Below are 25,658 nucleotides of genomic sequence, written 5' to 3'. Positions count from 1 at the left end.
CGTTCGCCTGGTGTGTCCACGACCGGGCCGAGTGCCGGTTGCGGGAAGGAATCGGGAACCGAGCGGGTGTGGGGGCGAGGGTGAGGGTGGCGCTGTAGCCGTACTCGGGGTGGTCGTTTCCGGCGGAGTGGTGCCGGCCTGCGGTGATCTCGAGGGATCACACGCGGGGATAGTCGCTGGTCAGCGTTGGGGGGTGCTGCAAGGCGTCTTTGGCGGCGGAGGTAGCTTGGGAATATGGGGGACGCTGAGCAGCGGCTCGTCACCGAGTCACCGAGCGGCCGCCGAGACCGGCGAACCGGTTGCCGGGGACGCCCTCGACGGGGCGGTCATCCATGTCGCATGACCGGCGGCACACTCTCGATGACGTAGAAGAATCCGGAGGTCTGACCATGTGGTCACAGACCAAGGACGCGAGCGTCGTTCAATGCTCGAAATGCGGGCGGAAGAACCGGCTGCCCAGGGTCGCCTCGGGAATCCCGCGGTGCGGCGACTGCCACCAGCCGCTTCCCTGGGTCACCGAGGCCGGGGACGACGACTTCAGCGAGGTCGTCGAGGCGGCCAGGGTCCCGGTGGTCGTCGACTTCTGGGCACCGTGGTGCGGCCCGTGCCGCATGGTCAGCCCGGCGCTGGAACAGGTCGCGGCCGATCTTGCCGGTCGCCTGAAGCTGGTGAAGGTGAACGTGGACGAAGCGCCCCGGCTCTCGGAGCGCTTCACCGTACAGGCCATCCCGACCCTTGTCGTGATCGATCAGGGCAGGGTCCTCACCCGGCGATCGGGCGCGGCACCGGCTCCCGTCCTGCGCGAATGGGTGGACCATGCGCTGGCCGGCTGAGCTTCGCGAGACGCCGGACCCACAGGGGGCGTACCCGCGGCTGAGCGACGCGCAACTCCAGGCGCTGGCTCCGCACGGTGAGCGGCGCCGCGTCCGTCGGGACGAGGTCCTGTACGCGGAGGGTCTTCCGTGCACCGAGTTCTTCGCGATCCTGGCCGGCAAGGTGGCGACGGTCGAGGGATTCGGAACCGACGATCAGGTGATCGGTGTCCACGGGGCTGGCCGGTTCCTGGGAGAGCTCAACGTGCTCACCGGCCAGGTGGGCTTCGTCACCGGTGTGGTGGCCGAGGACGGCGAGGTTCTCGCCGTGCCGGCGGACGCGCTTCGCCATCTGGTCGCCGGGGATCAGGCACTCGGCGACCTCATCCTGCGCGCCTACCTCATCCGCCGCACGATGCTCATCGGACTGGGGGCGGGCTTCCGTATCATCGGCTCCCGCTTCTCAGCAGACTCCCGGCGGCTGCGGGAGTTCGCGGCACGCAACCGGCTGCCGCACCGGTGGATCGACCTGGAGCAGGACGAGGAGGCGGAGCGGTTCCTGCGGAGCATGGGCGTCACCCCGCAGGAGACCCCGGTCGTGATCTGGGGTGGCGAGAGGGTGCTTCGCAACCCGAGCAACGCGGAGCTGGCCCGGGCGGTCGGGCTCCTCGCACCACGGGTGCAGGAGACCCGATGCGACCTGCTCGTCATCGGGGCGGGGCCGGCCGGGCTGGCGGCGGCGGTCTACGGGGCGTCGGAGGGTCTTGCGACGATGGTCCTGGACGATGTCGCGACGGGCGGTCAGGCGGGCACCTCCTCGCGGATCGAGAACTACCTCGGTTTCCCGTCCGGGATCTCCGGCGGTGAACTGGCGGAGCGTGCGGCGATCCAGGCCGGCAAGTTCGGCGCGGGTTTCTGCGTCCCCGCGCAGGCGTGCGGACTGCGCCTGGACGCGGGTGATCACATCGTCACGGTCGGGGAGGGCGGCACGATCCGCGCGCGGACCCTGATCGTCGCGACCGGCGTCCGCTACCGGAGGCTCGATGTCCAGAATCTGGAAAGGTTCGAGCCCACGAGCGTCTACTACGCGGCGACCATGTTCGAAGCCCAGATGTGCGAGCAAGATCCGATCGTCGTCGTGGGCGGAGGCAACTCGGCCGGCCAGGCCGCCCTGTTCCTGGCCCGGCACGCCGCCTGCGTCCGGCTGCTCGTGCGCGAGGACGCGCTGTCCGCGAACATGTCCCGCTACCTGGCCGTCGAGATCGAACGGCACCCTCAGATCCAGGTCATGCTGAACACCGAGGTCCGGGAGCTGATGGGAGAGGAGAGGCTCGCCGCGGTCGTCGCCGAGAACAACGTCACCGGCGAGCGTTCCACGATCGAGGCCCGCGCGATGTTCATCTTCATCGGCGCGGAGCCGTACACCGCCTGGCTGGCCGACGAGATCGCGCTCGACCCGCGGGGCTACATCCTGACGGGCGCGGACGCCACCCGGTGCGGCAAGGAAGACACGCCCGACTCCGCCGGCCGGCCGTTTCCGCTGGAGACGAGCAGGGCGGGCGTGTTCGCCGCCGGGGACGTGCGGAGCGGGTCGATCAAGCGGGTGGCCGCGGCGGTCGGTGAAGGCGCCATGGCCGTACGGCTGATCCACGACTACCTCCAGGCCGGAGAGTGACTCCGGGCCGGAAGGAAGGAGACCTCCATGGCTGTCATGGCGGTGCCGAGATTCGAACGTTTCTTCCGCAGTGCCGCAGGTGTCGATGTCGACAAGGACGACCTCCGGCGCTACGGCGACTTCGTGAACGACAAGCTCCACGACCTTCTGATGATCGGCCAGGCCCACGCGAAGGCGAACCGTCGCGACATCGTCGAACCCTGGGATCTACCCGTCACCAAGGGCCTCCAGGAGAGCATTCACCGGTTCCGCCTCCTCGATGAGGACATCGAGCTGAAACCCATCCTGGAGCAGCTCGCCGCACTGCCTCCACTCGACCTGTCGATCGGTGAGGAGACCGTCGGCCGCCTGCCCGAGATCGTCGGAGGCCTGTCGGTGGCACTGGCTCAGGCTTTCAAGATCGTGGATCCGGACGTGAAGAACCCCGCGACCGAGCAGTGGGAGCGCACGACACGTGTCTTCGACCTGCTGCTCTGAGGCGGCCGGGACGGCGTCGGCGATCAGCCGGGAACGGCCCGCCCCGGACGCCCGGTGAGTTCAGCGCCGGCCCCTTCCCGCGGCGCGGCCGCGGCGAGCGAGGAAGGAGGAACGAAACGTTGACCTGCTGTACGGCGTAGAACCTCTCGCCCCGTCGCCGACGGGTAAGGCGATCCTTCGCGATCAACTGCATGCGAGGAAATCATGAGAGCAATCGTGTACAACGGACCTCGACAGGTAAGCGTCGAGGAAGTCCCGGACGCGCGCATAGAGCGGCCCACCGATGTCCTGGTTCGCATCACCGCGACCAACATCTGCGGGTCGGACCTGCACATGTACGAAGGCCGGACGGACTTCGAGACGGGCCGCGTCCTCGGTCACGAAAACCTTGGCGAAGTGGTCGAGGTCGGATCGGCCGTCGACCACGTCCGCGTCGGCGACGTGGTCTGCATCCCGTTCAACATCTCCTGCGGCTTCTGTATGAACTGCGAGAAGGGCCTGACGGCCTACTGCCTCACCACCAATCCCGAGCCGGGCATGGCCGGGGCGGCCTACGGCTTCGCGGACATGGGGCCCTACAACGGCGGCCAGGCCGAGTTGTTGCGCGTGCCGTACGGCGACTTCAACTGCCTCGTCCTCCCGGGCGACGCGAAGGAGAAGCAGAACGACTACGTGATGCTCGCCGACATCTGGCCGACCGGCTGGCACGCGACTCAACTCGCCCAGGTGGAGGCGGGCGACTCGGTCGTGATCTACGGAGCGGGGCCCGTCGGGCTCATGGCCGCCTACTCCGCCACGCTCAAGAGCGCGAGCAAGGTGATGATCGTCGACCGCCACCCCGACCGGCTCGCCAAAGCCGAGGAGATCGGCGCGATCGCGATCGACGACTCCCAGTCGCCGCCGGTCGATCAGATCATGGAGCTCACCCAGGGCCGGGGAGCCGATCGGGGCTGTGAGTGCGTGGGCTACCAGGCACACGACCCACAGGGGCACGAGCATCCCAACATGACGCTCAACAACCTCGTCAGATCGGTCAAGTTCACCGGAACCATCGGCGTCGTCGGCGTCTTCATCCCGTCGGACCCGGGCAGCCCGGACGATCTCTTCAAACAGGGCGAGATCGCCTTCGACTACGGCATGTTCTGGTTCAAGGGCCAGATGATCGGCAACGGTCAGTGCAACGTGAAGCGCTACAACCGGGCGCTCATGACACTCATCCACGAAGGAAAGGCCCACCCGTCCTGGGTCGTCTCGCACGAACTGAACCTGGACGGCGCGCCGGACGCCTACGAGCACTTCGACCGGAGGGATCTCGGCTGGACCAAGGTCGTCCTCCATCCCGGCGAGCTCAACTGATACATGGCGCCAGAACCACCGCCGCGAGTGCGCACGCCACCACGGCGGCCGGTCCCGAGCGAAGGCCGGCCACCGTGATGACGCGTCCGTCGCCGGAAGGGTTCCTGTCGAAGGGGGGATGACCATGGGCGACGCTCGCGCGCTCAAGGACAAGCTGTTCGAGGCGTTCAACGCCCACGATCTGGATCGTGTCCTTCAGTGCCACAGCCAGGACGGGGTCCTGGTGACTCCGGAGGGCGTCGCGGAAGGGCACGACCAGATCGCCTCGTTCTACGAGGAGGTCTTCAAAGGGTTTCCGGACCTGCGTATGACGGTGTGGCACACGGTGTTCTGCGCCGATCCCGTGGTGACCGAATGGATGCTCACCGGCACGCATAACGGGCCCTTCATGCTGCCCTGCGGGGGTGTGCTGGACGGAACCGGCCGTCCCGTCGCCGTTCGCGGCACCAGCACCTGCTCCGTCGGCAACGACAAGATCCTCTCTCATCGGATCTACTACGACCAGCTGGAGCTGTACAGCCAACTGGGTGGCGAACTCGTCTTCGCCGATCGCTCATCATCCGTCGGCCAGGGACGGTCGTCGCCCGGCGGCTGAGGATTCGATGTCGCCGCCGTTCACCGGTACGGCATTGCGACGTTTTCGGTGACCTCCTCTACATGCCGGATGATCGCCAAGCGCCACTTGGCCTCACGATCGGGCGAGGGCTGGGCCGAGACATGTGGATTTCCATAGTGGGCCGGATGCCGAGGCGTCAATGATGATCGTCAGTTTTGGAACCACCGGTGCCTGCTCGGGCGCCGTCACACACCGCTTGGCGTTGTTCGGCCGTCAGCAGGTTCGGCGCGGGATGCGAAACCCGTCGCGGACGGCCATCCAGGCGAAGTACGCCTTTTGTGCCTGAATCTGCTGGTGTCGTCGGTTTTGTCGGAGGGAAGGAGACGGTAGGAGCGGGGGCGTCGGCAGATCGGGGCCGCCTGCGGCGTGCGCACATACCATCGCAACCTGTGTCAGGGGGGCATGATGATCAACAAATTCGCCCGTGCGCTCGGGTGGACCAGCCTCGCGCTGGGCGCGGCGCAACTGGCGGCGCCACGCGCCGTGACCCGCCTGTGCGGCGTCGACGACGCGCCCGAGGCCACGACCGTCGCCAGGCTCGTCGGCGGGCGCGAGCTCCTGCACGCCGCGCTGCTGCTCGGCGCCAAGAACCCCGCCCAATGGGCGTGGAGCAGGGTCGCCGGCGACACGATGGATCTCGGCGTCCTCGGCAAGGCCGCCGCCAACCGCACGGGCGCCCGCCGCATCCGCGTGCTGGCCGCGCTCGGCGCGGTCGCCGGGATCACCGCCCTCGACGTCGCCTGTGCCCGGGGCGGCACCTCCAAGGCCAAGGGCCCACTGCAGGTGCGCGCCTCCATCACCGTCAACAAGCCGCGCGAGGAGGTCTACCGCTTCTGGCGGGACCTGGAAAACCTGCCCTCCTTCATGGTGCACCTGGACTCGGTGCGCACCATCAACCAGCGCCGCTCCCGCTGGAAGGCCAAGGGCCCGATCGTCGACCTGGAGTGGGAGGCCGAAATCATCGACGAGCGGGCCGGCGACCTGATCGCCTGGCGGTCGGTGCCCGGCACCGGCGTCTCCACCGCAGGCCTGGTCAGCTTTACCGACGGCCCCGGCGGGCGCGGCACCGTCGTGGACGTCTCGCTGGAGTACGGCGCGCCCGGCCACAAGCTCGCCGCCGCCGTCGCCCGGATGTTCGGCGAGCACCCCGAGGAGCAGGTCCGCGACGACCTGCGCCGCTTCAAGCAGGTCATGGAGACCGGCGAGGTGGTCCGCTCCGAGGGCAGTCCCGAGGGTCACCGCGCTCTGCGCCGGCTCCACCAGCGTCCCGCACAACCGATCGGAGGACGGGCATGAAAGCCAACGTGTGGATGGGCCGCAACCGCCTGGAGATCCAAGACGTACCCGACCCGCAGATCCTCAACGCGCGCGACGCGATCGTCCGCGTCACCTCCACCGCGATCTGCGGCTCCGACCTGCACCTCGTGGACGGCTACATCCCGACCGTCAAGAAGGGTGACGTGCTCGGCCACGAGTTCATGGGCGAGGTCGTCGAGGTCGGTTCCGGCGTGCGCGACCTGCACGTCGGCGACCGCGTCGTGGTGCCGTTCCCGATCGCCTGCGGTGCCTGCTTCGCCTGCGAAGAGGGCCTCTACTCCGTGTGCGAGAACTCCAACCCCAACGCCGGGATCGCCGAGAAGCTGATGGGCCACGCGCCCGCCGGCATCTTCGGCTACTCCCACATGCTGGGCGGCTTCCCCGGCGGGCAGGCCGAGTACGTGCGCGTCCCGTTCGCCGACGTCGGTCCCATCAAGGTCGAGGACGACCTGCCGGACGAGAAGGTGCTGTTCCTGTCGGACATCTTCCCCACCGGCTTCATGGGAGCGGAGATGTGCGACATCAAGCCGGGCCAGACGATCGCGATCTGGGGCGCAGGGCCGGTCGGGCAGTTCGCCGCGGCCAGCGCGTTCCTGCTCGGCGCCGACCGGGTCATCGTCATCGACCGCTTCCCGTACCGGCTCAGGCGGGTCCAGCGGACCGGTGCCGAGGTCCTCAACTACGAGGAGGTGAACGTGCTGGACGCGCTGCGCGACATGACCGGCGGGCGCGGTCCGGACGCCTGCATCGACGCCGTCGGCATGGAGGCCCACCATCCGACTCCGGCCGTGTACGCCTACGACCGCACCAAGCAGGCCGCCCGGCTGGAGACCGAGCGCCCGTACGTGCTGCGCGAGGCCATCATGGCCTGTCGCAACGGCGGCGTGGTGTCCGTCATCGGCGTCTACGGCGGATTCGTGGACAAGTTCCCGATGGGCGCCCTCATGAACCGGTCGCTGACCATCCGCACCGGCCAGTGCCATGTGCAGCGCTACACGGAGCCACTGCTGCAGCGGATCCGCGGAGGCGAGATCGATCCGAGCTTCGTCATCTCGCACCGGATGCCGCTCAGCAAGGCGCCGCACGCGTTCGAGCTGTTCAAGAACAAGCAGGACGAGTGCAACAAGGTGGTCCTCACTCCATAACGCCGGCCTTCGCGGCCCAGAGCCGGTTCCACCCGATCTCCGCGGTGGCTCGCCGCTCCGTCAGGTAGGCCTCCAGGAAGGATCGGGCCGGATTCTGGCGGTAGGTCTTCGAGGAGTCCGGATGCAGAAGTCAGCGGTTGAGCCGACCATGGTCGGTTACCGCAGATAGTGACCGATTACCTGCGACAAGGTCGAGGTCGTCCTGGGAGAACCCCCGCCGCGGCACCGGCGACTCCTGCTGCTCATCTGCGATAGAGCAGGGGAGGGTGCCATGGGGTCTCGACCGCCTGCGGCCGCCGTCGGCCGCTCCGCTGCTGGGGGTGCCACCGTGGCCCGACTCGGTCACGCCGCCGGGCGACTCCAGTGGCCGGCTGACGACAGCCGAAACCCCGCCCGTTGATCGCGCTCGTGCTCGGCGCGCCGGGAGTATCGTCGTTCCCTTCTCACCCTGTCCCCGCGCTCGGTGATCACCAGATCGCCGAGCGAGGGAAGCGATCTTGACCTCGGCCCTCCTGCTCCTGGACCGGCGATGCCGATCGGGCTGTGCCGACACCGGGATGCGACCCCGCCGTCTTCGGATCGTCCTGGGCGAGGCGGCGTGCTGCCGTCGCCCCGCCCGCCGTGAATCGGGGATCAGGACGTGGTCGAAGACCGTCCGCCCAGGTGCCGGGCCAGGAAGCGCTCAAGCGTGCGATACAGCTCGATGTTGCTGTCCGAGTTGACGAACCAGTGGCCCTCGGCATCGTTCAGCAGGTACTCGACCTCGGCGCCGCGGGAGCGAAGCGCGTCGACGACGCGGTCGGAGTGGCGGCGGGCGACGCGAACGTCGTTGGCGCCGTGGATCAGCAACATCGGTGCGGTGATGTCGTCGACCCGGCTGATCGGTGAGCGGGCGAGCATGTCGGCCTTCTGGCGGGGGTCGTCCGGGTCGCCGATGTAGCGCAGGTAGCTGTTCTCGGCGAGGCGACGGGCGACCGGGATGACCGACTGGACGAGATCGACGAGGTCGGACATTCCGGTGTAGCTGACCGCGGCGGCGAACCGGTCCGGGGTGAACGCGGCCCCGACAAGGGCGGCGTAGCCGCCGTAGGAGGAGCCGTAGATCGCGACCCGGTCCCGGTCGGTGTAGCCCTGCTCGATCGCCCAGTCGAGGGCGTCGATCAGGTCGTCGTGCATGCGTCCGGCGAACTGGCCGATCGCGGCCTGGGTGTGGGCCTTGCCGTAACCGGTGGAGCCTCGGAAGTCGACCTGCAGCACCGCATAGCCGCGGTTGGCCAGGAACTGGACCTCCGGGTCGTAGCACCAGCTGTCGCGGTACCACGGTCCGCCGTGCACAAGCAGCACGGTCGGCAGGTCGCGTGGCTCGGTTCCGGCCGGCAGGGTGAGGTGGCAGGGCAGAGTCAGGCCGTCGCGGGCGGGGACGGCGATCGGGGTGACCGGGGCCAGCTGAGCCGGGTCGAGGTGCGGGAACGGCCGGAACAGGCGGCGCGCCTGTCCCGTGGCGTGGTCGTAGAACCAGGTGACGCCGGGATCGCGGTCGTGGGTGAAGTCCACCACCCAACGTTGGGCCGTGGCGTCGCAGGACACGTGGGCCAGGTCGCCGTCGGACAGTTCGGCCAGTCGTGGCAGCACCGCGGCGAAGTGCGGGTCGAGCGCGTGGATCTCCTGACGGACGCCGAGGTAACGGGCGCCGAGTAGTTCCCCGGTGCCCGGGTGCAGGATCAGCGAGGACGGGAAGCGCGGGTCGACCTCGGGGCGGGGGGTGTCCAGGTCGAAGACAGGGTGGCTGTCCACCCCGATCTCCTCGCCGGTCGCCAGGTCGACCCGGACCAGGCGGGTGCGGTCCGAGCCGCGCGACGAACCGATCCACAGTCCGTTCCCGTCCGGGGTGGGCGCGACCGGCGCGACCCCGAAGAGGACATCGGTGCCGGGGAAGCGCGCGATCGGGCGCCGCTCACCCGGAGCCCACTCCGACAGCACATGGTCGCCCCCCTCCTCGATGGTGAAGACCAGCAACCGGTCCGAGGTGTTCAGCCAGGACAGGACGTCGCCGGGGTTTTCCGCGATCAAGGTCAGCCGGCCGGTCGCCAGGTCGAGCTCGAACAGGTCGATCAGGTCGGGACGGTGTGCGTTGAGCTGCACGAAAGCCGTCCCCGGCCGGTCCGGCGGGAAGTGCGCGCCGATCAGCCGCACGCCCTCGAAGGGAGTCAGGTCGACCGCGGGATCGTCGGGCCGGGTCAGGTCGACGCGATGCAGGTGCCAGTTCTCGTCGCCGTCGGTGTCCTGGTGGAACAGCAGGTAGCGGCTGTCGGCGGTCCAGAGGAAGGTGCCGATGTCGCGCCGGGTGTCGGAGGTGACGCGCAGGACGCCCGGGGCGTCGGCGTCGTGTACGTCGTCGGGGTCGGCCCAGTCCGAGTTCAGATCACGGATGAACACGTTGAGTCGCCCCTGCCACGGGGCGAGGTAGGCGACCTTCGTGCCGTCCGGGGACAGCAGAGCCCGGCTACGGGCGGGTGGGCCGAAAAACTCTTCGACAGCGATCAGCTTCGACGGGGCGGTCATGATGGATCCTCGTGGTCGATGGGTGCGGGCACCCCTGAGTCCAGCCCCCGACGTCGCGTCATACTCAAGAGCACACGGAATGATCTGAGTCACAGAGGCCCGCCGGCGAAGCGCCTCGGAGTCCGATCAGGCCCCGTCGGGCCGGGCCAGCCGCTGCTGCACCCGGCGCAGAACGCGGTGCTGCACGGGCCTGAGAGTCAGTTCGTTCAGTTCGTCTATCAGCGCCAAGGCCTGCGCGTCGAGCGGGGACAGAACGGCCAGTCGCGCCATCACCGGCTTGAGGTGCGCGACCAGCTCGTCGATCAACGATGCGACCTCGTCGTCCGGGGTGTCAGGGGCGAGGGCGTAGAAGCGCGCCGTCAGCGGCGCGGATGTGGACATGACGTCATTCGCCGTACCGAACAGGGCGGCGGCTCCTGCCGGGCCGTCGTTGCCGAGCAGATGTCCGAGCAGGATGAGCTGTTCGTGCTCGTAGCGGGCCATGTCCGCCGGTATCCCGGCCGCCGGGGCGGAACGCCATGCCGAAAGCTCCGGCGGCAGGTCGGGTGGGGCGCCGCTGCGGCGCAGCGCGGCGATGCCGACCCGGCGGGCAGTGAGCCGTTCGATGTCGGCGGCGGCTTGGCGATCGAGCTCGTCGAGCAGCTCTTCTGCGGCCGCCGGATCGTCCAGCACCGCGGGTAGTGCGGACAGCGGTACGCCGAGAGCGGTCATTCTCGTGATGCGCAGGAGCCGGACGAGGTGGCCGACGTCGTAGTTCCGGTATCCCCCGGCCGAGCGTGGTGGCTCGGGCAGCAGCCCGATCTGGTGGTAGTGGCGCAACGTGCGGACGGTGACGCCGGCCAGTTCGGCGAGCTCACTGCTGAGCATTCGGACGGCTCCTTTGATTCCAGGCGCGTGAGACGATCACAGCCGGCAGCACGAGGCTCCGGCGACGCCGACCCCGGCCAGGACCGTGGAGCCGTCCTCCGCCGTTGCGACGCGAGATGGGAGACGACGAACAGGTCCTGTTCGAGGGGCATACGACCAGGAGAGACTCTGACGTTACGTCGGAGTCAAGGGTGGTCACGACCGACGTCCTGTAGGCGTCCTGCCAGATGGGGGGTGAGGTGGCGCCGGTCCTGGCGGAGCCTGTCGTTTCGCGCCGCGAGTTCGGCCGCGTCCGCCTTGAGCTTCTTCCGTCAGGTCCGCGCTCGGTCGGAGACCTCGGTGACCGTGGTCTCGCCCGAAGGCGCGGGCGTCTGGGCAACGTCTGCCAGGCGACGGTCGAGCCCTTCCCCTTCGACATCGAATGACGGCAGTCGCGACTCGAGCCACTTCGGCATTCGCCATGCGTTCTCGCCGAGGAGTTTCATCACCGCGGGCACGAAGGTCATACGCACGACGAACGCGTCGACGAACACGCCCACGGCGAGTGCCAGCGCGATCGGCTTGATCGTCGCATCCGCGCCGGGGATGAACGTCGCGAAGACGGCGAACATGATCAGTGCTGCCGCGGTGACGATCGGTGCCGAGCGGAGGAATCCGTGCGTGATCGCTGCCTGCGCACCCGTGCCGTGGGCGTGCTCCTCTTTCATCGCCGAGACGAGGAAGACCTCGTAGTCCATGGCCAGCCCGAACAGGACGCCCAGCGCGATGATCGGCATGAAGGTGATCACCGGTCCCGTCTGCTCGACTCCGAGGGGTTCCGCGAACCAGCCCCAGGAGTACACCAGCGACACCGCGCCGAACGCGGACCCGATGGTGAGGAGGAAGCCCACGGTCGCTTTGACGGGCACCCAGATCGAACGGAACACCATGGTCATGAGGATGAGGGACAGGATGACGATGAACGCGATGTACGGCAGGAGCGCATCGGCGAGCAGGGCGGACACGTCGATCCCGGCAGCCGTGTACCCGGTGACGGAGAGGTCGACACCGTGCTCGGACTCGATCTCGACGGCGAGGGCGCGGAGAGATCGGACGAGGAGCTTCGTGTCCTCGGATTCCGGTGCGCTCGCCGGGATGACCGTGATCAGACCGGCCGTGCCGTCGGTGTTGGGCACGGCCAAGGGCACGTCGGTGACGCCCTCCAGCTTGCCGACCTTCTTCGCGATGTCGGCCATGACCTCGATCGGATCCGTGTTCGCCGCGATCGGGCCGGTGAGAAGGAGGGGGCCGTTGAATCCGGGCCCGAAGTGCTCGGTGATCAGGTCGTAGGTCTCGCGCACGGGAGAGGTCACGGGCTCGCTGCCGGCATCCGGAAGCCCCAGCTTCAGATCCAGCGCCGGGATGCTGATGAGGCCGACCGATGCGATGACGAGAGCGACGGTCGTGCGGGGCCGTGCGGTGGCGAGTCGCACCCATCCCCCGAAGAACCTCCCGGAGACGCTCGCGTGCGGCACGACTCCCGGGCCCGGCCGGTGCGCTCGCCGCCGCGAGGCGGCGCGTCGCTCGATGCGGAGGCGACGGCGAGCGAGTCCGCGGGCGAGCAGGGGCGACGCGAAACCCATGAGCGCCGGCGCGAGAGTCAGAGCCGCCACCACGGCGATTCCGACGGCCGCCGCCGCCGCGAAACCCATCGCCGTCAGGAACGGGATGTCCACGATGACGAGGCCGACCAGCGCGATGACGACGGTAAGGCCCGCGAACACGACGGCCGATCCCGCGGTCGCGACGGCGCGGGCGATCGACTCCGCGGCCCCCATGCCATCTCGCAGGTGTCGCATGTGCCGGAAGAGAACGAACAACGCGTAGTCGATCCCTACGGCGAGGCCGAGCATCGTCGCAAGCACCGGCGCCGTCGACGACACATCCACCAGTGCCGTGGCGACCTCGATGGCGGTCAAGCTCACGCCGACGCCGATGGCCGCGGCGAGCAGCGGAAGACCGGCGGCGACGAACGACCCGAAGGTCGCGAGGAGGACGAGGAAGGCCAACGCAAGGCCGAAAATCTCGCCCGCCGAATCGTGCGGGAGCTCTACCGCGCCCAGGGCTTCACCGCCGACGGCGACTCGCGAGCCGTCGTTCAGCGCGCGCTCCGTCCGCTCGCCGACATCGACGATGCTCGCCAACGTGGCATCGGCGATATCGGCGCTCGCCTGGGAGAACTGCACCGGGACGAGAACAGCGCGACCGTCGCCCGACAGATGTCCCGCGGCGAACGGGTCGGAGACAGATGCCACGCCCCGAACGCTCTCGATCGCAACGACCGCGTCCGCGATCTGCCGCTGGACAGGCGCATCGTCCGCACGTTGCCCGGGCGGTACGACAACGATCATCTGCGCCGATGAACCGCTCGCCTCCGGGAACGACACGGCCAGGTCGTCCATCGCCCGCTGTGCTTCCGTGCCGGGGATCTTGTAGCCCTCGACTAACGGACGCGCGAATCCGGACGATCCGACGATGAGTGCGGCCAGCGCGAGCACCCACAGTGCCACGACCGTTCTGCGGGCATGAAAGGACCATCGGCCGAGGCGATAGAGCAGTGCGGACATGAGGTTCTCCTCCTATGGTGTGTTGTGGAAGTGGGTTCACAGCCACTCGTCGATGGCAGCGATGTGGATGGTGGTGCTCCTCCTCGGCGCGACCGGCCGGGGTCGGCGACTCGCCTTGCTGGAGGCGCTGCCGGGCACCCTCCGCGACAGCGCACGGGGCCGGCGCCGGCTCGAGATCCGCGCGCGCACCGAGGCGGACACGCGGCGACTCATCGTGCAGGGACCGAGCCGGTTGGGACGGCATCCCACCGTCGAGTTGGAGCTGATCGTGCTTCTGCTGCTGTTAGGTCTCGTCGATCGGATCCTGACCGACACGCTGCTTCAGAAGGCGCCGCCGGAGACTTTCTCCCGCCGAGCGGGCCGCGACATCGCGACGCTCCTGCCGCACAGCTCGGAGTCGGAGTCGGGGGCGTAGCCCGGTCGGCTCAGCGCACCCCGCGGATGAAAGCGAGCACCCCCGTCCCCAGGACGGTGGCGGTTATCCCCAACACGAGGAGTTCCACATGGCCGCCTCGATCGGCGCCATCATCAGCGCACGACCGGCATGTGCTCGTCGTACCATGCGGCGGCGTCACGGATCGCCGCGTCGAGGTCACCGGGATGGTAGTCGAGCTCGGTGCGCGCGGCGCTCCAGTCCGACGCTTGCGGAGAGGACAGGTACGCGGCCATCCCGGGATCCATGTCCGGTGCCCGCTTCGTGAAACCAGCGGCGAACTGCGCGACCGTGCCGTAGGTGAACAGCACCGCGCGAGGCACCCTGATGGGGCCGCGAGGCGCGCCGACGAGCTCGGCGATGCGGCTGAACATGTCGAGGTACGTGCGGTTCTCGCCGGTGAGGTTGTATCCGACGCCGGTACGGCCCCGCTCCGCAGCCGCGACCATGCCGTCGGCGACGGCTCGCACGTCGCAGAATGACGAAGTACCGGCCGGCGCGAACGTGAGCCTACCTGCCTGGAGGTCGCGGACGACTCGGCCGAGCTGAAGCGTGTGGTCGTATGGCCCGATCATGAAGCCCGGGTAGACGACCACCACGTCGAGTCCCCTCGGGATACGGGCCAGGGCTTGTCGCTCTCCCTCCGCCTTGGTGTCGGCATAGTCGTATCCGATCCCGAAGAACGACCGGTCGCCGGGGCGCTCCGCGAGGGGGGAGCCGTCGCGGTTGTACCCGTGGACGTCGAGGGTGCTCGTGTGGACGAAGCGTTTCACTCCGGCGGCCACGCTCGCGTCGGCCAGCATTGCCGTGGCGTCGACGTTGACCCTGCGCCTGCGCGCGGCAAGACGACTCCAGGTCGAGGTGTCGCCGGCCACGTGGAAGACCCAGTCCTGCTCCGCCACCAGTGCGGGAAGCGCAGCAGGGTTGAGCAGATCGGCCGACTGCACACGGATGGGCAGGTCCTCCAAGTAGCGCGTCGTCGATCCCGGCGCCCCCGTCGCCACCACCTCGTGCCCGCTCGCGACGAGACTTCGTACGAGGTTGCTGCCCAAGAAACCCGTGGCACCCGTTACCAGACAACGCATTCTTCCTCTTTCCGTGCTCATAGCTGTGAGTCGAGCTCCGCCGCGATGGCGCGGTGAGCCTCCGCAGTCGGGTGATGGGGCATCGGCCCCTACTGCCCCGGGAATCCGGGGAACGTGTACCCCGACACCCACGGGTCCTCCGAACAGATGTCGTGGGCCTGCGAGAGGGCTGAAGCCTGGAGCAGTTCGGCGTGCGCGCTCGCCGCGACTGTCGCGGTGAGGTCTCGCAAGCGCGCTGGTGCCTGTTTCGGTCTCATGTATCCGACTCCCGGGTCGGTGGACTTCGGACGTCCCATGAAGCTCCAGTGCCAGGTGGTAGAACCGTAGCACAAAAATATCCAGGTGGATATTTTTGGGTGTGCTCGCGGAATACGATGGACCGAGCGCGGCGACGGAGGGCTGGGCATGCCCCGCCTGGGAAAACCGGAAGAAATGAGGAGAACGTGACGAAGCAGTCCGATCGGGGCCCGTACGCGAAGAGCGCGCGCCGGAAGCAGGAGATCGTCGACAAGGCGCTCGATGTCTTCCACGAGCTGGGTTCGGATCGAACATCGCTGCGGTCGATCGCGGACTCGCTGGGGGTGACCCACCCCGTGCTCCGCCATCACTTTGGTTCACGCGAGGAGTTGTTTCTCGAAGTTCTGCGTCAGGCCGATGCCCGGGCGCGCGAGCAACTGGCCAACGAGAGCAGCGAGAACCCCGCCGTGTTCGCCGCCGCCATGGCCGAGTTCAGCTTGCGTCAGCCCGGGATGATGGCGCTCTACAACGCGATGATCGCCCGGGCGCTCGAGCGGGAGAACACCTACTCGCGTGCGTACTTCATCGATCGCTATAACGGTCTGCGCGGTGACGTCACCGCACTCCTCGTCGCCGGACGCGCCGCCGGCGTCGTTCGCGACGACATCCCCCTTGAGACGATTGCCGCCGTCATCGTCGCCGCGAGCGACGGCTTGTCCACGCAGTGGCTGCTCGACCGGAGCGTGGACATGTCGGCCGGGATGAGCGTCCTCGGCCGGCTTCTCGCCCCTCCAGGCAAGGCCGACACCGCCGGAGAGTGACCGGAAACCCCGCACCCCTTCGAGGGGGATGCGGGGTTTCTTCATGCTTTCGCATGTGGTCGGCGAGACTTGGCTTGAAATTGTCCACTCGGATATTTTCGTGTTACCGTCTCTACCGGCTGCCGCCCCCTGCGGCGCTCTGGCCGACTGGAGCAGCGCATGTCGTCCCATCCCACACCCGCGGCAGATCAGGCGAGACCGTCCCGCATGTCCGACCCGGCGTGGTGGCGCCAGGCCGTCGTCCATCAGGTGTATCCGCGCAGCTTCGCCGACTCGAACGGCGACGGCATCGCCATCACCCGAGACGGCTGCCGAGTCCCGCTTCCGTGGACTACCCAAGGACCGTCGTTCGGCTTCGGCGAGCAGACCCCACATCTGCCGCAGCCCGAGTGGTTCGGTGCGCTCTCGTCCAAGCGCAGACCGCCGCCCCCGATTCGACCTTGTCGCTGTATCGCACCGCGCTGCGCCTCAGGCGGGATCTGCAGTGTGACGAGTCGATCGAGTGGATCGACCTCGGCGAGGACATCATCGCGTTTCGGCGCGCCAACGGATGGACGTCGATCACGAACTTCAGCCACGATCCGGTTCGCCTTCCCGAGGGGAGCGTACTGATCAGCACCCAACCGGTGACCACTGACAACAGACGTATCCCCGGCAACGCCACGGCATGGCTCCGAGCGGGCACGACCGCCGCGTAACCGCCCCCAAAGCGCTCCCGCGACAACCGAGGAAGAGCATGACGACCCCCACGCCGATTCCCACGACAGACCTACCTGTGGTCATCATCGGCGCGGGCCCCGCGGGGCTCGCCGCCGCCCGCGCTCTCCTGGCACGCGAGATCCCCTATGTCCAGCTCGAACGTCACACCGACGTCGGCGGGATCTGGGATCTCGACAATCCAGGGACTCCGATGTACAAATCCGCGCATTTCATCTCATCGCGAGACAAATCCGGCTTCTTTGATCATCCGATGCCGCAGACGTTCGGCGACTACCCGAACCGCGCCGAGATCCTCGACTACACGCGGTCCTTCGCCGACGCGTACCGGCTTCGCGATCGGATCCGATTCAACACCTGCGTCACAACCGTGACGCAGAACGACGCCACCGGCGAGTGGACGGTCACGACCGACAGCGACCGCATCCAGGCGGCAGCCATCATCTGTTGCACGGGCGTGACATGGGACCCGAAGGTGCCCGAGGTCTCCGGCGCCTTCGTCGGGGAGACGCGCCACTCCGTGACCTACACGGATCCCCGGGAGTTCGAGGGCAGGCGCGTCCTCGTCGTCGGCCTCGGGAACTCGGGCGCCGATATCGCATGTGATGCGGCGGCACACGCCGACAAGGCGTTCATCAGCACCCGCCGCGGGTATCACTTCATCCCCAAACACATCATGGGCAAACCGTCGGACACATCCGAACACCTGCCGATCTGGGTTGAACGCCTGCTCTACCGGACCGTCTCGCCGATCATGATCGGCGACGTCCGCCGGTGGGGACTGCCGCGCCCGGATCACAAGCTCTTCGAGTCACACCCGCTCATCAACACGCAGCTCCTCCACTACCTGCAGCACGGCGACATCACCGCGAAACCCGGCATCTCCCGATTCGACGGCAAGGACGTCCTCTTCACCGATGGCGGCCGCGAGGAGGTCGACCTCGTCCTGTTCGCCACCGGCTACAACATGTCGATCCCCTACCTCTCACCGGATTACATGGAATGGGCGGGAGGTAGACCCAAGATGTTCCTCAACGCGTTCGCTCGCCGGCCGGGGCTGTTCGGAATCAGCTATATCGAGGTGAACTCAAGCGCGTACACGCTGTTCGACCGGATCGCCCACCTCATCGCCGAGCATCTGGCCGACACCCGATCGAACCCCGATCGCATCAGATCGTTCCGACACATCGTGGAGACGGAAAGCCCCGACCTCTCGGGTGGCATCAGATTCGTAGGCAGCGACCGGCACGCCACCTATGTCGAGGTCCGTGCCTACAAACGCGAGCTCCGCAGACTCGCACGCAGAATGGGATGGCAGGACCTCACCCCCGGACGCTTCAACGCGCTCCTGCACCCATGACCCGAACTTCGGCCTTCCGACGACGGTGGTGCTGGACAGCGCCCATGTTGTCTTGCGCCCAGCCCTTGCCCCGTACCGCGACCTCCGCCGGGGCCATGGCAGGAGACCGGTCGCCGGGTGCGACGCCGCGGCGGCCGGCTGGACGGCCCGGCCGGCGACGGCGCATCACGACGGCCTCCCGCCCGGGGCGTCGTCGGCTACGCGGACGGCCGGATCCCCGCACTCACCGGCTCATCCGGGTAGCAGGCCGATCGCCGCCTTGGCCTGGCGTACCTTCGCGCCGGCCGGTCCGCGGGCACGGTCGGCACCGGCCCGCAGCACCGCCTGGACGTGCCGCGGATCCTCGGCCAGTCGCAGGTAGCGGTCCCGGAGGGGGGCGAGGGTGGCCACCACCGCGTCGGCGACCGCTTCCTTCAGCTCGCCGTACCGGTCGAACCGCCCGGCCAGCCGCTGAGGCTCGTCGCCGGTGCAGGCGGCCAGGATGGCGAGCAGGTTGGATACTCCCGGTTTGTGTTCCGGGTCGTAGCTCACCACGGTGTCGGTGTCGGTGACCGCACGCATCACCTTGCGCCGCAGGACGTTCGGCTCGTCGAGCAGTCGAAGCACCCCCGCCGCCGAGGGGGCCGACTTGCTCATCTTGTCGCCGGGTGACGTCAGGTCCATGATGCGGGCGGCGATCGGCGGGTTGACCGCCCGGGGGACGGTGAAGGTGGGGCCGTAGCGGGTGTTGAACCGCTGGGCGACGTCGCGGGCCAGCTCCACGTGCTGGCTCTGGTCCTCGCCGACCGGCACCTCGTCGGTGTCGTACAGCAGGATGTCGGCGGCCATCAGGATCGGATAGGTCAGCAGCGACATCCGGACCTGGTTCTGACGGCCGGACTTCTCCTTGAACTGGATCATGCGCTGGGCCTCGCCGTACCCGGTGGTGCACTCCAGCAGGTAGTGCAGTTCGGCGTGCTCGGGGACGTGCGACTGGACCAGGAACAAAGACGCGTCGGGGTCGGCGCCCGCGGCCAGCAGGATGGTCGCGAACTCCAGCGTCCGCCGCCGCACCTCGGCCGGATCATGCTCCAAAGTCAGGGAGTGCAGGTCGGAGATGAACACCACCGTGTCCGTGACGGCCTGCTTGGCGACTATCGGGGCGATCGCGCCGATGTAGTTGCCCAGATGCAGGTCGCCGGACGGGGTGAAGCCGGTGAGTCGTCGTGGCATCGGTTTGGCTCCCTCGGAATCGGGAGGCCGCCCTGGCCGGGCCACCGAGGTGCGAACACACGAAACGGCCGCCCGAACCGGGCGGCCGCGTTGTCAGGTACGCGGATGAACGGTGCCGCCCGTCAGGGGCGCCACCAGCCAAGGAACAAGAAAATCATCCGCATGCCGAGACCGTACCATCCGGCGGGCGGAGATCGCAGTCAAGCCGGTGATGATCCTTGTGCGTGCCCGCCGCGCGGGCCGAGTCCGGGAAACGAATCATGACCGGCGCAGGAGGCGATCTTTCAAGCCTCGCTTCGACCGCGGGTCGTCCCTGCTCGTGAACACCCCCGCGACGGCTTCCGGATTCGCCGTCGTCAAGCCGCCTCTTCCGTGGAATCGGGGGTGGGAGCCAGTCGCACGCCGCCGGACCGGGCCTCCTCGTCGGGGAAGACCCATTTCCGGAACGCCCAGAAACGGAAGACCATGGCGATCAGCGTGCCGATGACCTGCGCGCTCACGAAGTCGGCGATCTCCTGGGTCACCAGGCTCACGTCCGGGGTCTCCAGCAGGAACACGTATCGGGAGATCCACAGCGGCACGGAGCTGAGCACCAGACCGACGCCACTGACCAGGAAGAACAGCGCCGCCTCGTGACGGCGCTCGCGACCGCCCCTGGTCCGGAACGACCATTCACGGTTCAGCACGTAGGACACGATCGTCGCCACGAGCACCGCGATGACCTTCGCGGTCACCGGCTTCGGTTCCAGAACGGTCAGCTTCAGCCCATAGAACACCGCGTTGTCCGCCAGGAACGCCGTTCCGCCCACCACCGCGAACTTCAACAGCTCACGGTGCTTCAGCGCGAGTGCGTGCAACGGTCTCGGTAATCCGGCGAGTACTGCTTTCGCTGTTCGGAGCACCCCCGATCTTCTCACTGGTCGGACACCCCGGTGACAAGATTTACGGACACGGCCTATCCGGCTTCGCCGTCACCGATCGCGCTCAATCATTGGCGCTTGCTCATGCTTTTCTTGGCGAAGCACGACACCTTCCGAGGCTCCTGGAAGCACACCGGCCGCCGTCACCCGCGCGGGGCGATCGGCGCCAGGCGGTGGCGGCCCCAGGCGACGAAGAGCGCGAGTGCGAGGAGCACGACGTTGAACGCCACGTCCGTCTCTCCGCGCGAGAGGTGGAAGACGATCGCGGACACCTGGAGCGCGACGCAGCCGAGCGCCGCCAGCGGGGTCAGCCCCGGCTTGACGCGGGTGAGCGCGGGCAGCAGCACGCCTATCCCGCCCAGGATGTCGAACACGGAGGTCGCGTAGAGCAGCGCCGGAGGAGTCTCCCCGACCCAGGGGAGGATCTCGGCGAGCTGCGCCCTCGGCGTGACCAGCTTCCAGACGCCGGCACCGGCGAAGGCGAGCGTCAGGAGGCCCTGGGCGGCCCAGAGGCCGAGGTCGAGTTTTTTCGAACGGTTCCGCGGGGTGGTGGTTCTCATGACGCCTCTTCCGATGTCGACGGCAGGCGGTGCGCTTTGGTGCGCGCCGCCGGTCGCTTAATATGCCGCATTGGCAAGTACTGTACAAGGTGTTCAGAAGTTATCTCTTGGTGTAGGAAGCCGGATAGGATCGTTCGACATGGAGCAGGGGGAGGCGGAGGGGATCGATCCCAGAGTCCTGCGGACGCGCCGCGACGTCGTCGAGGCCGCGACGCGGCTCTTCCTCGAGGAAGGGTGGAACGCGGTGACCCACGCCGAGGTCGCACGCCGATCCGGCTACTCCAAGGTGACCGTCTACGCGCACTGGCCGACCCGCCTGGACCTGGTACGGGCCTCGGTCGGCCGGATCTGCGACGCGGTCGACCACCCGGAGCCGACCGGCGACCTGCGGGCCGACCTGATCGCCGGGCTGACCGACTTCGCCGAGGACCTCGCCGACGGGCACCTCGACCGCGTCCTGGGAGGCGTTTTCGAGCGCTCCGGGAGCGATCCGGTCGTGGACGAGCTGCGCCAGCAGCTCTACGAGGCGGGCACCCGGTCGATGGAAGCGGTCCTGCGCGCCCACCTGCCGCCCGAGGACGTCGAGTCGTCCCTCGCCCTGCTGGTGGGCGGCGTGCTCGTCCGGGGCGTCTTCCAGGCCCGGCCGCCGTCCAGGGCCTTCGTGGAAGACCTCGTCGATCGGGTCATCGCGCCGGGCCGCCGGAAGGCGATCTGACGGGAGCGGTTCCGTACGACTCGGTCGGCCTCGCCGTCACCGGCTGATTTCGGCTCGTGCGAGTGCGAGTGCGCGGGCGCGGCTCGCGCCGTTTTTCGACGACCGGCTGACGCGACTCCTCGGCGACGTCCCGGTATCTCGCGGCCGGCTGGGAAGTCCGAAGGCGCCGCCAGGTCAGGTGGCATGTCGAAACGGACGGCCGCGACCTCTCAGAAGGGCGGTTGCGCGCGCACCCATTGAGGATCGGGGTTGACGTGCGGCTTGCCGGCCACCACCACGGTCGGCACCGTCTCGTCGCCGCCGGTGGCCGCCCGGACCGCCGCGGCGCCTTCCGGATCGCGCCAGATGTCGACCCAGTGCATCCGGTAGGCGTGGCGGCCGAGCCGGATGCGCAGCCGCAGGCAGAAGCGGCAGCCGGGGCGCCAGTAGACGATCGGGCGGCCGTCGGCCTCGCTGCGGCGTAGCGCTTCCGCCGCGCCGATGGACTTCGGGAACATCAGCGGGGACAACAGGACGGCCCCCAGCAGGAACAGCAGGAGCGGTGCGACGGCGGCGCCCGGGGACCCCTGGGCGGTCTGCCGGGCCGCTGCGGCGAGTCCGAGTGCCAGGAAGAAAATCGGTAGCGTCCATCGGCGCAGCATGTGATGACGCTAGCGCACCGGACGGAGGCGTCAGCGGTCGAGGGCGGTAGCGGCGGACCCGGACCATGCGGACCTGGACCATGCGGACCCGGACCATGCGGACCATGGTCTCGGTCGGATCGGAGTCTGCGGCCACCCGGCCGATCGAACGGTCACCTCGCCGGCACAACTCGACGGTCTCGGTCTCGAACCCGTGGGTGAACGGGCGGCGAGGGACGGTCTTGTCGTTTCATGATCTCTCGCAGTGAGGCTTGAGCGTCGTCATCGAAGGTCGGTGACCACCAGGTCTTCTCGCCGAAGGTTGAGCGGCTGTCCGGGGAGGCCGTGGGGAATCGTGTTCCCGGCGGCTTCGGCCTGGACTTCTTCGACGAGAGCGGGAGCCGTTCCGCCTGCCCCGGTACCGTGCTTCGCATGACCGACACCGAGATCACCGCAGACCTGGTCCGCGACCTGCTGCGGGAGCAGCATCCGGACCTTGCGGGGCTGACCATCCGTGAGGTGGCGGGCGGCTGGGGCAACCAGATGTGGCGCCTCGGGGACGAGTTGGTCGTGCGCATGCAGCGCATGGACCCTACCCCGGAGCTTCAGTTCAAGGAGCGGCGGTGGCTACCCGTGCTGGCCCCGCGCCTGCCGCTCCCGGTGCCGACCCCGGTGCGGTTCGGCGAGCCGTCCGAGCGTTTCCCCAAGCACTGGACGGTGATGACGTGGGTTCCCGGCGAGCCGCTGGACCACGGCTCGATCAGCCGCGGCGCCGACGCGGCCGACACGCTGGCGGGCTTCCTCAGGGCGCTCCATGTGGAGGCGCCCGCCGAGGCCCCGGCCAGTTCGGACTTCGGCGCTCACCCCAAGAGGTGCACGGGTGGTTTCGAGCAGTTCTTGCAGGCCATCGAGCCCGACGCCATCGGCGATGTCCGCGCCGTCCGGGCGGTCTGGGCCGACGCTGTCGCGGCCCCCGAGTGGGAGGGCCCGCCGGTGTGGGTGCACGGCGACCTCCATCCCGCGAACGTCGTCGTCTCGGACGGAACACTCTCGGGTGTGATCGACTTCGGTGCCTTGTTCGCCGGTGATCCCGCGTGGGATCTCGGCGCCGCGTGGGTACTGCTCCCCGCGGGCGCGGCCGCACGGTTCTTCGACGCGTACGCGCACGCGGACGAGGCGACGATTCGGCGCGCCCGCGGACTGGCCGCCATGAAGAGCCTCTTCCTGATGCTCATGGGGCAGAACGGAGACCGGGGCCTTCCTGGCGGCAAGCCGACATGGGGACCCGCAGGCCGGGCGGCGCTCGATCGTGTTCTGAGACGCGGTTTGGCGCGGACACGGTGAACACTCGGCGAGGGCCGGTGACACGCCGGTACCTTCGGTGAAGGCTGAGTAGCCGGTGCGGCCAAGCTGTCGCGGGAGACGGGCTCGGGCAGGACGCCGAGGGCTTCCTCCAGGCTTTCGGGGCCGAGTGATCTTTCACCTCAGGCCCACAGGAACCCGGCGATCGGCTCGGCCTGGCCGATCCCGGTCGTCGTCAACGTCGGCCCCGTCATGCAGGGCTTTGGAAGTCGTTTCCCGGAGGCCCATCGGGGATGTCCGCCGCCTTCGAGACCCGGTAGCGTCAAGCCATGCCTGCCTTTGCGATCACAGGCCTGATCCTGCTCGCCGTACTCGCCGCCCTCCAGATCGCCCTTGCCGCCGGAGCGCCCTTGGGCCGCTTCGCCTGGGGCGGCCGGCACGACGTGCTGCCTCGAAACCTGCGGATCGGGAGTGTGGCAGCGGTCTTGATCTACGCTGTGTTCGCGCTGTTCCTGCTGAGCAAGGCCGGTCTGGTGTCGATCGTCGGTGAGCCGCTGCTGACGATCGGGATGTGGGTGATCGTGGCTTACCTGGCGCTGAATTCGGTGTTGAACCTGTTGTCGGGCAGCAAGTTCGAGCGCTCGGTGATGACGCCGGTCGCGCTGGTGATGGGGGTGGCGTTCCTGGTGGTGACGCTGACCGCTTAGCGGCGGGTGTGTCGGCGCGGCGTCGACGTTGTGATCCGGTGAGGCGTCAACGGATGCCGGAAGGTACCCGCAGGATGATGACCGCGGCGCTGATGTCACGGCGCGGAGATCGCACATCCGTATGGAGGAGGAAGAATGCGGTCGGTCATTCCCGACTATCTGGCCGAGGTACTCGAAGATGTGAGGTCGGACACCTCCGGAGAGCCGGCGGGGTACATTCCCGAGCTCGCGGCAGCGGAGCCCGAGCGTCTCGGCGCGGTCTTCGCCATGGTCGACGGCGCGGTCTACGGTGCCGGTGACATCGATGTGGAGTTCACGATCCAGTCGATCTCCAAGCCGTTCACGTATGCGCTGGCCCTGTCTGATCGTGGATTCGACCCCGTGCTCGCCAAAGTCGGTGTCGAGCCGTCGGGAGAGGCGTTCAACGAGATCTCCCTCGAAAGTGATACCGGGCGCCCGCTCAATCCCATGATCAACGCCGGCGCGATCACGACCCACTCGATGGCCGGCTCGGAGGACCTGAGTCCGGCAGAGCGTGTGGAACGCGTGGTCCACGGCCTCTCGGCCTTCGCCGGTCGTCGGCTGAAGATGGATGAGGCGGTGTGCGCGTCAGAGATGGAGAGCGCGCACCGTAACCTCGCCATCGCGTACATGCTCCGCAGCCATGACATCCTCACCGAGGACCCGAGAGCCGTCGTCGACGGCTACATCCGCCAGTGCTCCGTGCTCGTCACTGCCCGAGACCTGGCCATGATGGCCGCGACGCTGGCCAACCGGGGGGTGAACCCTCTCACCGGTGAGCAGGTGATACGCGGACCGGTGGTGCGCCAGGTGCTGAGCGTCATGGCCACCTGCGGAATGTACGACGCGGCCGGTGACTGGGCGACCCAGGTGGGCATTCCGGCGAAGAGCGGCGTGGCCGGGGGCCTGATCGGCGCGCTCCCCGGCCAGATCGGCATCGCCACGTTCTCACCGCGACTGGATCCCCACGGCAACAGCGTCCGAGGAGTGTCGCTGTTCGAACGATTCTCCTCCGACATGGGGCTGCACGTGATGGAGGTCCCGGCCGCCGCGCGTGCGGTGGTGCGATCCAACCACGTCGTCGGCAGCGGACCGGACGCGATCCGGGTCTTCCAGCTGCAGGGCGGGATCCGCTTCGCCGGAGCCGAGAGGGTGGTTCGAGAGGTCCTGGACACCGCGCCCGCGGAGGCGAGGGTGGCCTTGGACCTCACGATGGTCCACTCGATCGACGACGTGTCACGGCGCATGCTGCTGGAGGTCGTGCGCCGGCTCACGCTGGACGGACGCGAGGTCTACCTCGTCGACCCGGAATCGATCATCCCCGACCCCGATCCCGGTGACGGCGGCCGAGTCACGGTGATAGGCGACGTCGAGGAAGCCGTGAGCCCACCGCGCACGGTGGTCCAGAGCGGCGGTCGTTCAGGGGAGGCATGACAGGAGCGGTGAGCCCGGTGGCCGCGCTGACCACGACGAACGCCGGTCGCCCTTTTCGCGTCGCGCAGGCCGACGTGTCAG

General features: G+C 68.4%; 23 protein-coding genes. 15 read left to right on the top strand and 8 right to left on the bottom strand.

Annotated features, from left to right (window positions below):
* Positions 1–389 precede the first annotated feature (389 nt).
* From trxA to ABT352_RS15520, 7 genes are all read left to right on the top strand, one after another.
* Positions 390–833, top strand: a complete 444-nt coding sequence (gene trxA / locus ABT352_RS15550; RefSeq protein WP_350945496.1) for a thioredoxin — start codon at positions 390–392, stop codon at positions 831–833.
* Complete coding sequence (locus tag ABT352_RS15545; RefSeq protein WP_350945495.1) at positions 817–2,487, top strand: FAD-dependent oxidoreductase; 1,671 nt, start codon at positions 817–819, stop codon at positions 2,485–2,487. The genes trxA and ABT352_RS15545 overlap by 17 nt, the downstream gene beginning before the upstream one ends.
* A gap of 27 nt (positions 2,488–2,514) precedes the next feature.
* Positions 2,515–2,964: a DUF1931 family protein gene (locus ABT352_RS15540; RefSeq protein WP_350945494.1), complete on the top strand. Its 450-nt coding sequence runs from the start codon at positions 2,515–2,517 to the stop codon at positions 2,962–2,964.
* Between the two features lie 204 nt (positions 2,965–3,168).
* Positions 3,169–4,320 carry a glutathione-independent formaldehyde dehydrogenase gene (locus ABT352_RS15535; protein WP_350945493.1) on the top strand — a complete coding sequence of 384 codons (1,152 nt, stop codon included), beginning with the start codon at positions 3,169–3,171 and terminating at the stop codon, positions 4,318–4,320.
* Between the two features lie 124 nt (positions 4,321–4,444).
* A complete protein-coding gene (locus tag ABT352_RS15530) occupies positions 4,445–4,915 on the top strand; it encodes an ester cyclase (RefSeq protein ID WP_350945492.1) in 471 nt (156 codons plus the stop codon).
* 423 nt (positions 4,916–5,338) lie between these two features.
* Positions 5,339–6,232 (top strand): SRPBCC family protein, encoded by an 894-nt coding sequence (locus ABT352_RS15525; protein WP_350945491.1) that lies wholly within the window; start codon positions 5,339–5,341, stop codon positions 6,230–6,232.
* Positions 6,229–7,398, top strand: coding sequence for a zinc-dependent alcohol dehydrogenase (locus ABT352_RS15520; protein WP_350945490.1), 1,170 nt, complete (start codon positions 6,229–6,231; stop codon positions 7,396–7,398). Before ABT352_RS15525 ends, ABT352_RS15520 begins: the two co-directional genes overlap by 4 nt.
* A 633-nt stretch (positions 7,399–8,031) precedes the next feature.
* Here ABT352_RS15520 and ABT352_RS15515 read toward each other — a convergent pair.
* The 3 genes from ABT352_RS15515 to ABT352_RS15505 form a co-directional block, all read right to left on the bottom strand.
* The gene (locus ABT352_RS15515; RefSeq protein ID WP_350945489.1) at positions 8,032–9,960 is read right to left on the bottom strand and encodes a S9 family peptidase; all 1,929 of its coding nucleotides are present in this window, start codon (positions 9,958–9,960) and stop codon (positions 8,032–8,034) included.
* A gap of 126 nt (positions 9,961–10,086) precedes the next feature.
* Entirely contained in the window at positions 10,087–10,827 is a 741-nt protein-coding gene (locus ABT352_RS15510; RefSeq protein WP_350945488.1) for a MerR family transcriptional regulator, read from the bottom strand.
* A gap of 311 nt (positions 10,828–11,138) precedes the next feature.
* The gene (locus ABT352_RS15505; protein WP_350945487.1) at positions 11,139–13,433 is read right to left on the bottom strand and encodes an MMPL family transporter; all 2,295 of its coding nucleotides are present in this window, start codon (positions 13,431–13,433) and stop codon (positions 11,139–11,141) included.
* Between the two features lie 52 nt (positions 13,434–13,485).
* On the opposite strand from ABT352_RS15505, the gene ABT352_RS15500 reads away from it, so the two are divergent.
* Positions 13,486–13,848, top strand: a complete 363-nt coding sequence (locus ABT352_RS15500; RefSeq protein ID WP_350945486.1) for a hypothetical protein — start codon at positions 13,486–13,488, stop codon at positions 13,846–13,848.
* A gap of 113 nt (positions 13,849–13,961) precedes the next feature.
* On the opposite strand, the gene ABT352_RS15495 is transcribed toward ABT352_RS15500, so the two are convergent.
* Positions 13,962–14,951, bottom strand: coding sequence for an NAD-dependent epimerase/dehydratase family protein (locus ABT352_RS15495; RefSeq protein ID WP_350945485.1), 990 nt, complete (start codon positions 14,949–14,951; stop codon positions 13,962–13,964).
* A gap of 443 nt (positions 14,952–15,394) precedes the next feature.
* Here ABT352_RS15495 and ABT352_RS15490 point away from each other — a divergent pair, with 443 nt between their 5' ends.
* The 3 genes from ABT352_RS15490 to ABT352_RS15480 all read left to right on the top strand — a co-directional run bounded on the left by ABT352_RS15490 (position 15,395) and on the right by ABT352_RS15480 (position 18,086).
* Positions 15,395–16,009 carry a TetR/AcrR family transcriptional regulator gene (locus ABT352_RS15490; protein ID WP_350945484.1) on the top strand — a complete coding sequence of 205 codons (615 nt, stop codon included), beginning with the start codon at positions 15,395–15,397 and terminating at the stop codon, positions 16,007–16,009.
* A 440-nt stretch (positions 16,010–16,449) separates the two neighbouring features.
* Entirely contained in the window at positions 16,450–16,707 is a 258-nt protein-coding gene (locus ABT352_RS15485) for a hypothetical protein (protein ID WP_350945483.1), read from the top strand.
* 38 nt (positions 16,708–16,745) lie between these two features.
* Positions 16,746–18,086, top strand: coding sequence for a flavin-containing monooxygenase (locus ABT352_RS15480; RefSeq protein WP_350945482.1), 1,341 nt, complete (start codon positions 16,746–16,748; stop codon positions 18,084–18,086).
* 231 nt (positions 18,087–18,317) lie between these two features.
* On the opposite strand, the gene trpS is transcribed toward ABT352_RS15480, so the two are convergent.
* The 3 genes from trpS to ABT352_RS15465 all read right to left on the bottom strand — a co-directional run bounded on the left by trpS (position 18,318) and on the right by ABT352_RS15465 (position 20,778).
* Positions 18,318–19,298, bottom strand: a complete 981-nt coding sequence (gene trpS, locus ABT352_RS15475; RefSeq protein WP_350945481.1) for a tryptophan--tRNA ligase — start codon at positions 19,296–19,298, stop codon at positions 18,318–18,320.
* A 356-nt stretch (positions 19,299–19,654) separates the two neighbouring features.
* Positions 19,655–20,122, bottom strand: a complete 468-nt coding sequence (locus ABT352_RS15470) for a GtrA family protein (RefSeq protein WP_350945480.1) — start codon at positions 20,120–20,122, stop codon at positions 19,655–19,657.
* Positions 20,123–20,361: 239 nt separating this feature from the next.
* On the bottom strand, positions 20,362–20,778 hold the full coding sequence (locus ABT352_RS15465) for a DoxX family protein (RefSeq protein WP_350945479.1): 417 nt from the start codon (positions 20,776–20,778) through the stop codon (positions 20,362–20,364).
* 139 nt (positions 20,779–20,917) lie between these two features.
* Between ABT352_RS15465 and ABT352_RS15460 the strand changes: the two genes are divergently transcribed.
* Positions 20,918–21,493, top strand: a complete 576-nt coding sequence (locus ABT352_RS15460) for a TetR/AcrR family transcriptional regulator (RefSeq protein WP_350945478.1) — start codon at positions 20,918–20,920, stop codon at positions 21,491–21,493.
* Positions 21,494–21,702: 209 nt separating this feature from the next.
* Here the strand turns inward: ABT352_RS15460 and ABT352_RS15455 are convergent, their stop codons facing one another.
* Positions 21,703–22,134, bottom strand: coding sequence for a glutaredoxin family protein (locus ABT352_RS15455; RefSeq protein WP_350945477.1), 432 nt, complete (start codon positions 22,132–22,134; stop codon positions 21,703–21,705).
* A 411-nt stretch (positions 22,135–22,545) separates the two neighbouring features.
* Here ABT352_RS15455 and ABT352_RS15450 point away from each other — a divergent pair, with 411 nt between their 5' ends.
* From ABT352_RS15450 to ABT352_RS15440, 3 genes are all read left to right on the top strand, one after another.
* Positions 22,546–23,457, top strand: a complete 912-nt coding sequence (locus ABT352_RS15450) for an aminoglycoside phosphotransferase family protein (RefSeq protein ID WP_350945476.1) — start codon at positions 22,546–22,548, stop codon at positions 23,455–23,457.
* A 287-nt stretch (positions 23,458–23,744) separates the two neighbouring features.
* Positions 23,745–24,122: a hypothetical protein gene (locus ABT352_RS15445; protein ID WP_350945475.1), complete on the top strand. Its 378-nt coding sequence runs from the start codon at positions 23,745–23,747 to the stop codon at positions 24,120–24,122.
* Between the two features lie 135 nt (positions 24,123–24,257).
* Entirely contained in the window at positions 24,258–25,577 is a 1,320-nt protein-coding gene (locus ABT352_RS15440; RefSeq protein WP_350945474.1) for a glutaminase, read from the top strand.
* The last annotated feature ends 81 nt before the right edge of the window (positions 25,578–25,658 follow it).

This window comes from Streptosporangium sp. NPDC000563 (assembly GCF_040299985.1).
Classification (GTDB): domain Bacteria; phylum Actinomycetota; class Actinomycetes; order Streptosporangiales; family Streptosporangiaceae; genus Streptosporangium.
This window is presented reverse-complemented; position numbering and strand designations above follow the sequence as displayed.

Coding starts and splice junctions, on each gene's coding strand:
- ABT352_RS15445 (WP_350945475.1), top strand. CDS start 23,745: ATGCCTGCCTTTGCGATCACAGGCCTGATCCTGCTCGCCGTACTCGCC.
- trxA (WP_350945496.1), top strand. CDS start 390: ATGTGGTCACAGACCAAGGACGCGAGCGTCGTTCAATGCTCGAAATGC.
- ABT352_RS15440 (WP_350945474.1), top strand. CDS start 24,258: ATGCGGTCGGTCATTCCCGACTATCTGGCCGAGGTACTCGAAGATGTG.
- ABT352_RS15540 (WP_350945494.1), top strand. CDS start 2,515: ATGGCTGTCATGGCGGTGCCGAGATTCGAACGTTTCTTCCGCAGTGCC.
- ABT352_RS15500 (WP_350945486.1), top strand. CDS start 13,486: ATGGCAGCGATGTGGATGGTGGTGCTCCTCCTCGGCGCGACCGGCCGG.
- ABT352_RS15520 (WP_350945490.1), top strand. CDS start 6,229: ATGAAAGCCAACGTGTGGATGGGCCGCAACCGCCTGGAGATCCAAGAC.
- ABT352_RS15545 (WP_350945495.1), top strand. CDS start 817: ATGCGCTGGCCGGCTGAGCTTCGCGAGACGCCGGACCCACAGGGGGCG.
- trpS (WP_350945481.1), bottom strand. CDS start 19,298: ATGCCACGACGACTCACCGGCTTCACCCCGTCCGGCGACCTGCATCTG.
- ABT352_RS15510 (WP_350945488.1), bottom strand. CDS start 10,827: ATGCTCAGCAGTGAGCTCGCCGAACTGGCCGGCGTCACCGTCCGCACG.
- ABT352_RS15450 (WP_350945476.1), top strand. CDS start 22,546: ATGACCGACACCGAGATCACCGCAGACCTGGTCCGCGACCTGCTGCGG.
- ABT352_RS15455 (WP_350945477.1), bottom strand. CDS start 22,134: ATGCTGCGCCGATGGACGCTACCGATTTTCTTCCTGGCACTCGGACTC.
- ABT352_RS15460 (WP_350945478.1), top strand. CDS start 20,918: ATGGAGCAGGGGGAGGCGGAGGGGATCGATCCCAGAGTCCTGCGGACG.
- ABT352_RS15535 (WP_350945493.1), top strand. CDS start 3,169: ATGAGAGCAATCGTGTACAACGGACCTCGACAGGTAAGCGTCGAGGAA.
- ABT352_RS15505 (WP_350945487.1), bottom strand. CDS start 13,433: ATGTCCGCACTGCTCTATCGCCTCGGCCGATGGTCCTTTCATGCCCGC.
- ABT352_RS15515 (WP_350945489.1), bottom strand. CDS start 9,960: ATGACCGCCCCGTCGAAGCTGATCGCTGTCGAAGAGTTTTTCGGCCCA.
- ABT352_RS15465 (WP_350945479.1), bottom strand. CDS start 20,778: ATGAGAACCACCACCCCGCGGAACCGTTCGAAAAAACTCGACCTCGGC.
- ABT352_RS15495 (WP_350945485.1), bottom strand. CDS start 14,951: ATGCGTTGTCTGGTAACGGGTGCCACGGGTTTCTTGGGCAGCAACCTC.
- ABT352_RS15480 (WP_350945482.1), top strand. CDS start 16,746: ATGACGACCCCCACGCCGATTCCCACGACAGACCTACCTGTGGTCATC.
- ABT352_RS15525 (WP_350945491.1), top strand. CDS start 5,339: ATGATGATCAACAAATTCGCCCGTGCGCTCGGGTGGACCAGCCTCGCG.
- ABT352_RS15530 (WP_350945492.1), top strand. CDS start 4,445: ATGGGCGACGCTCGCGCGCTCAAGGACAAGCTGTTCGAGGCGTTCAAC.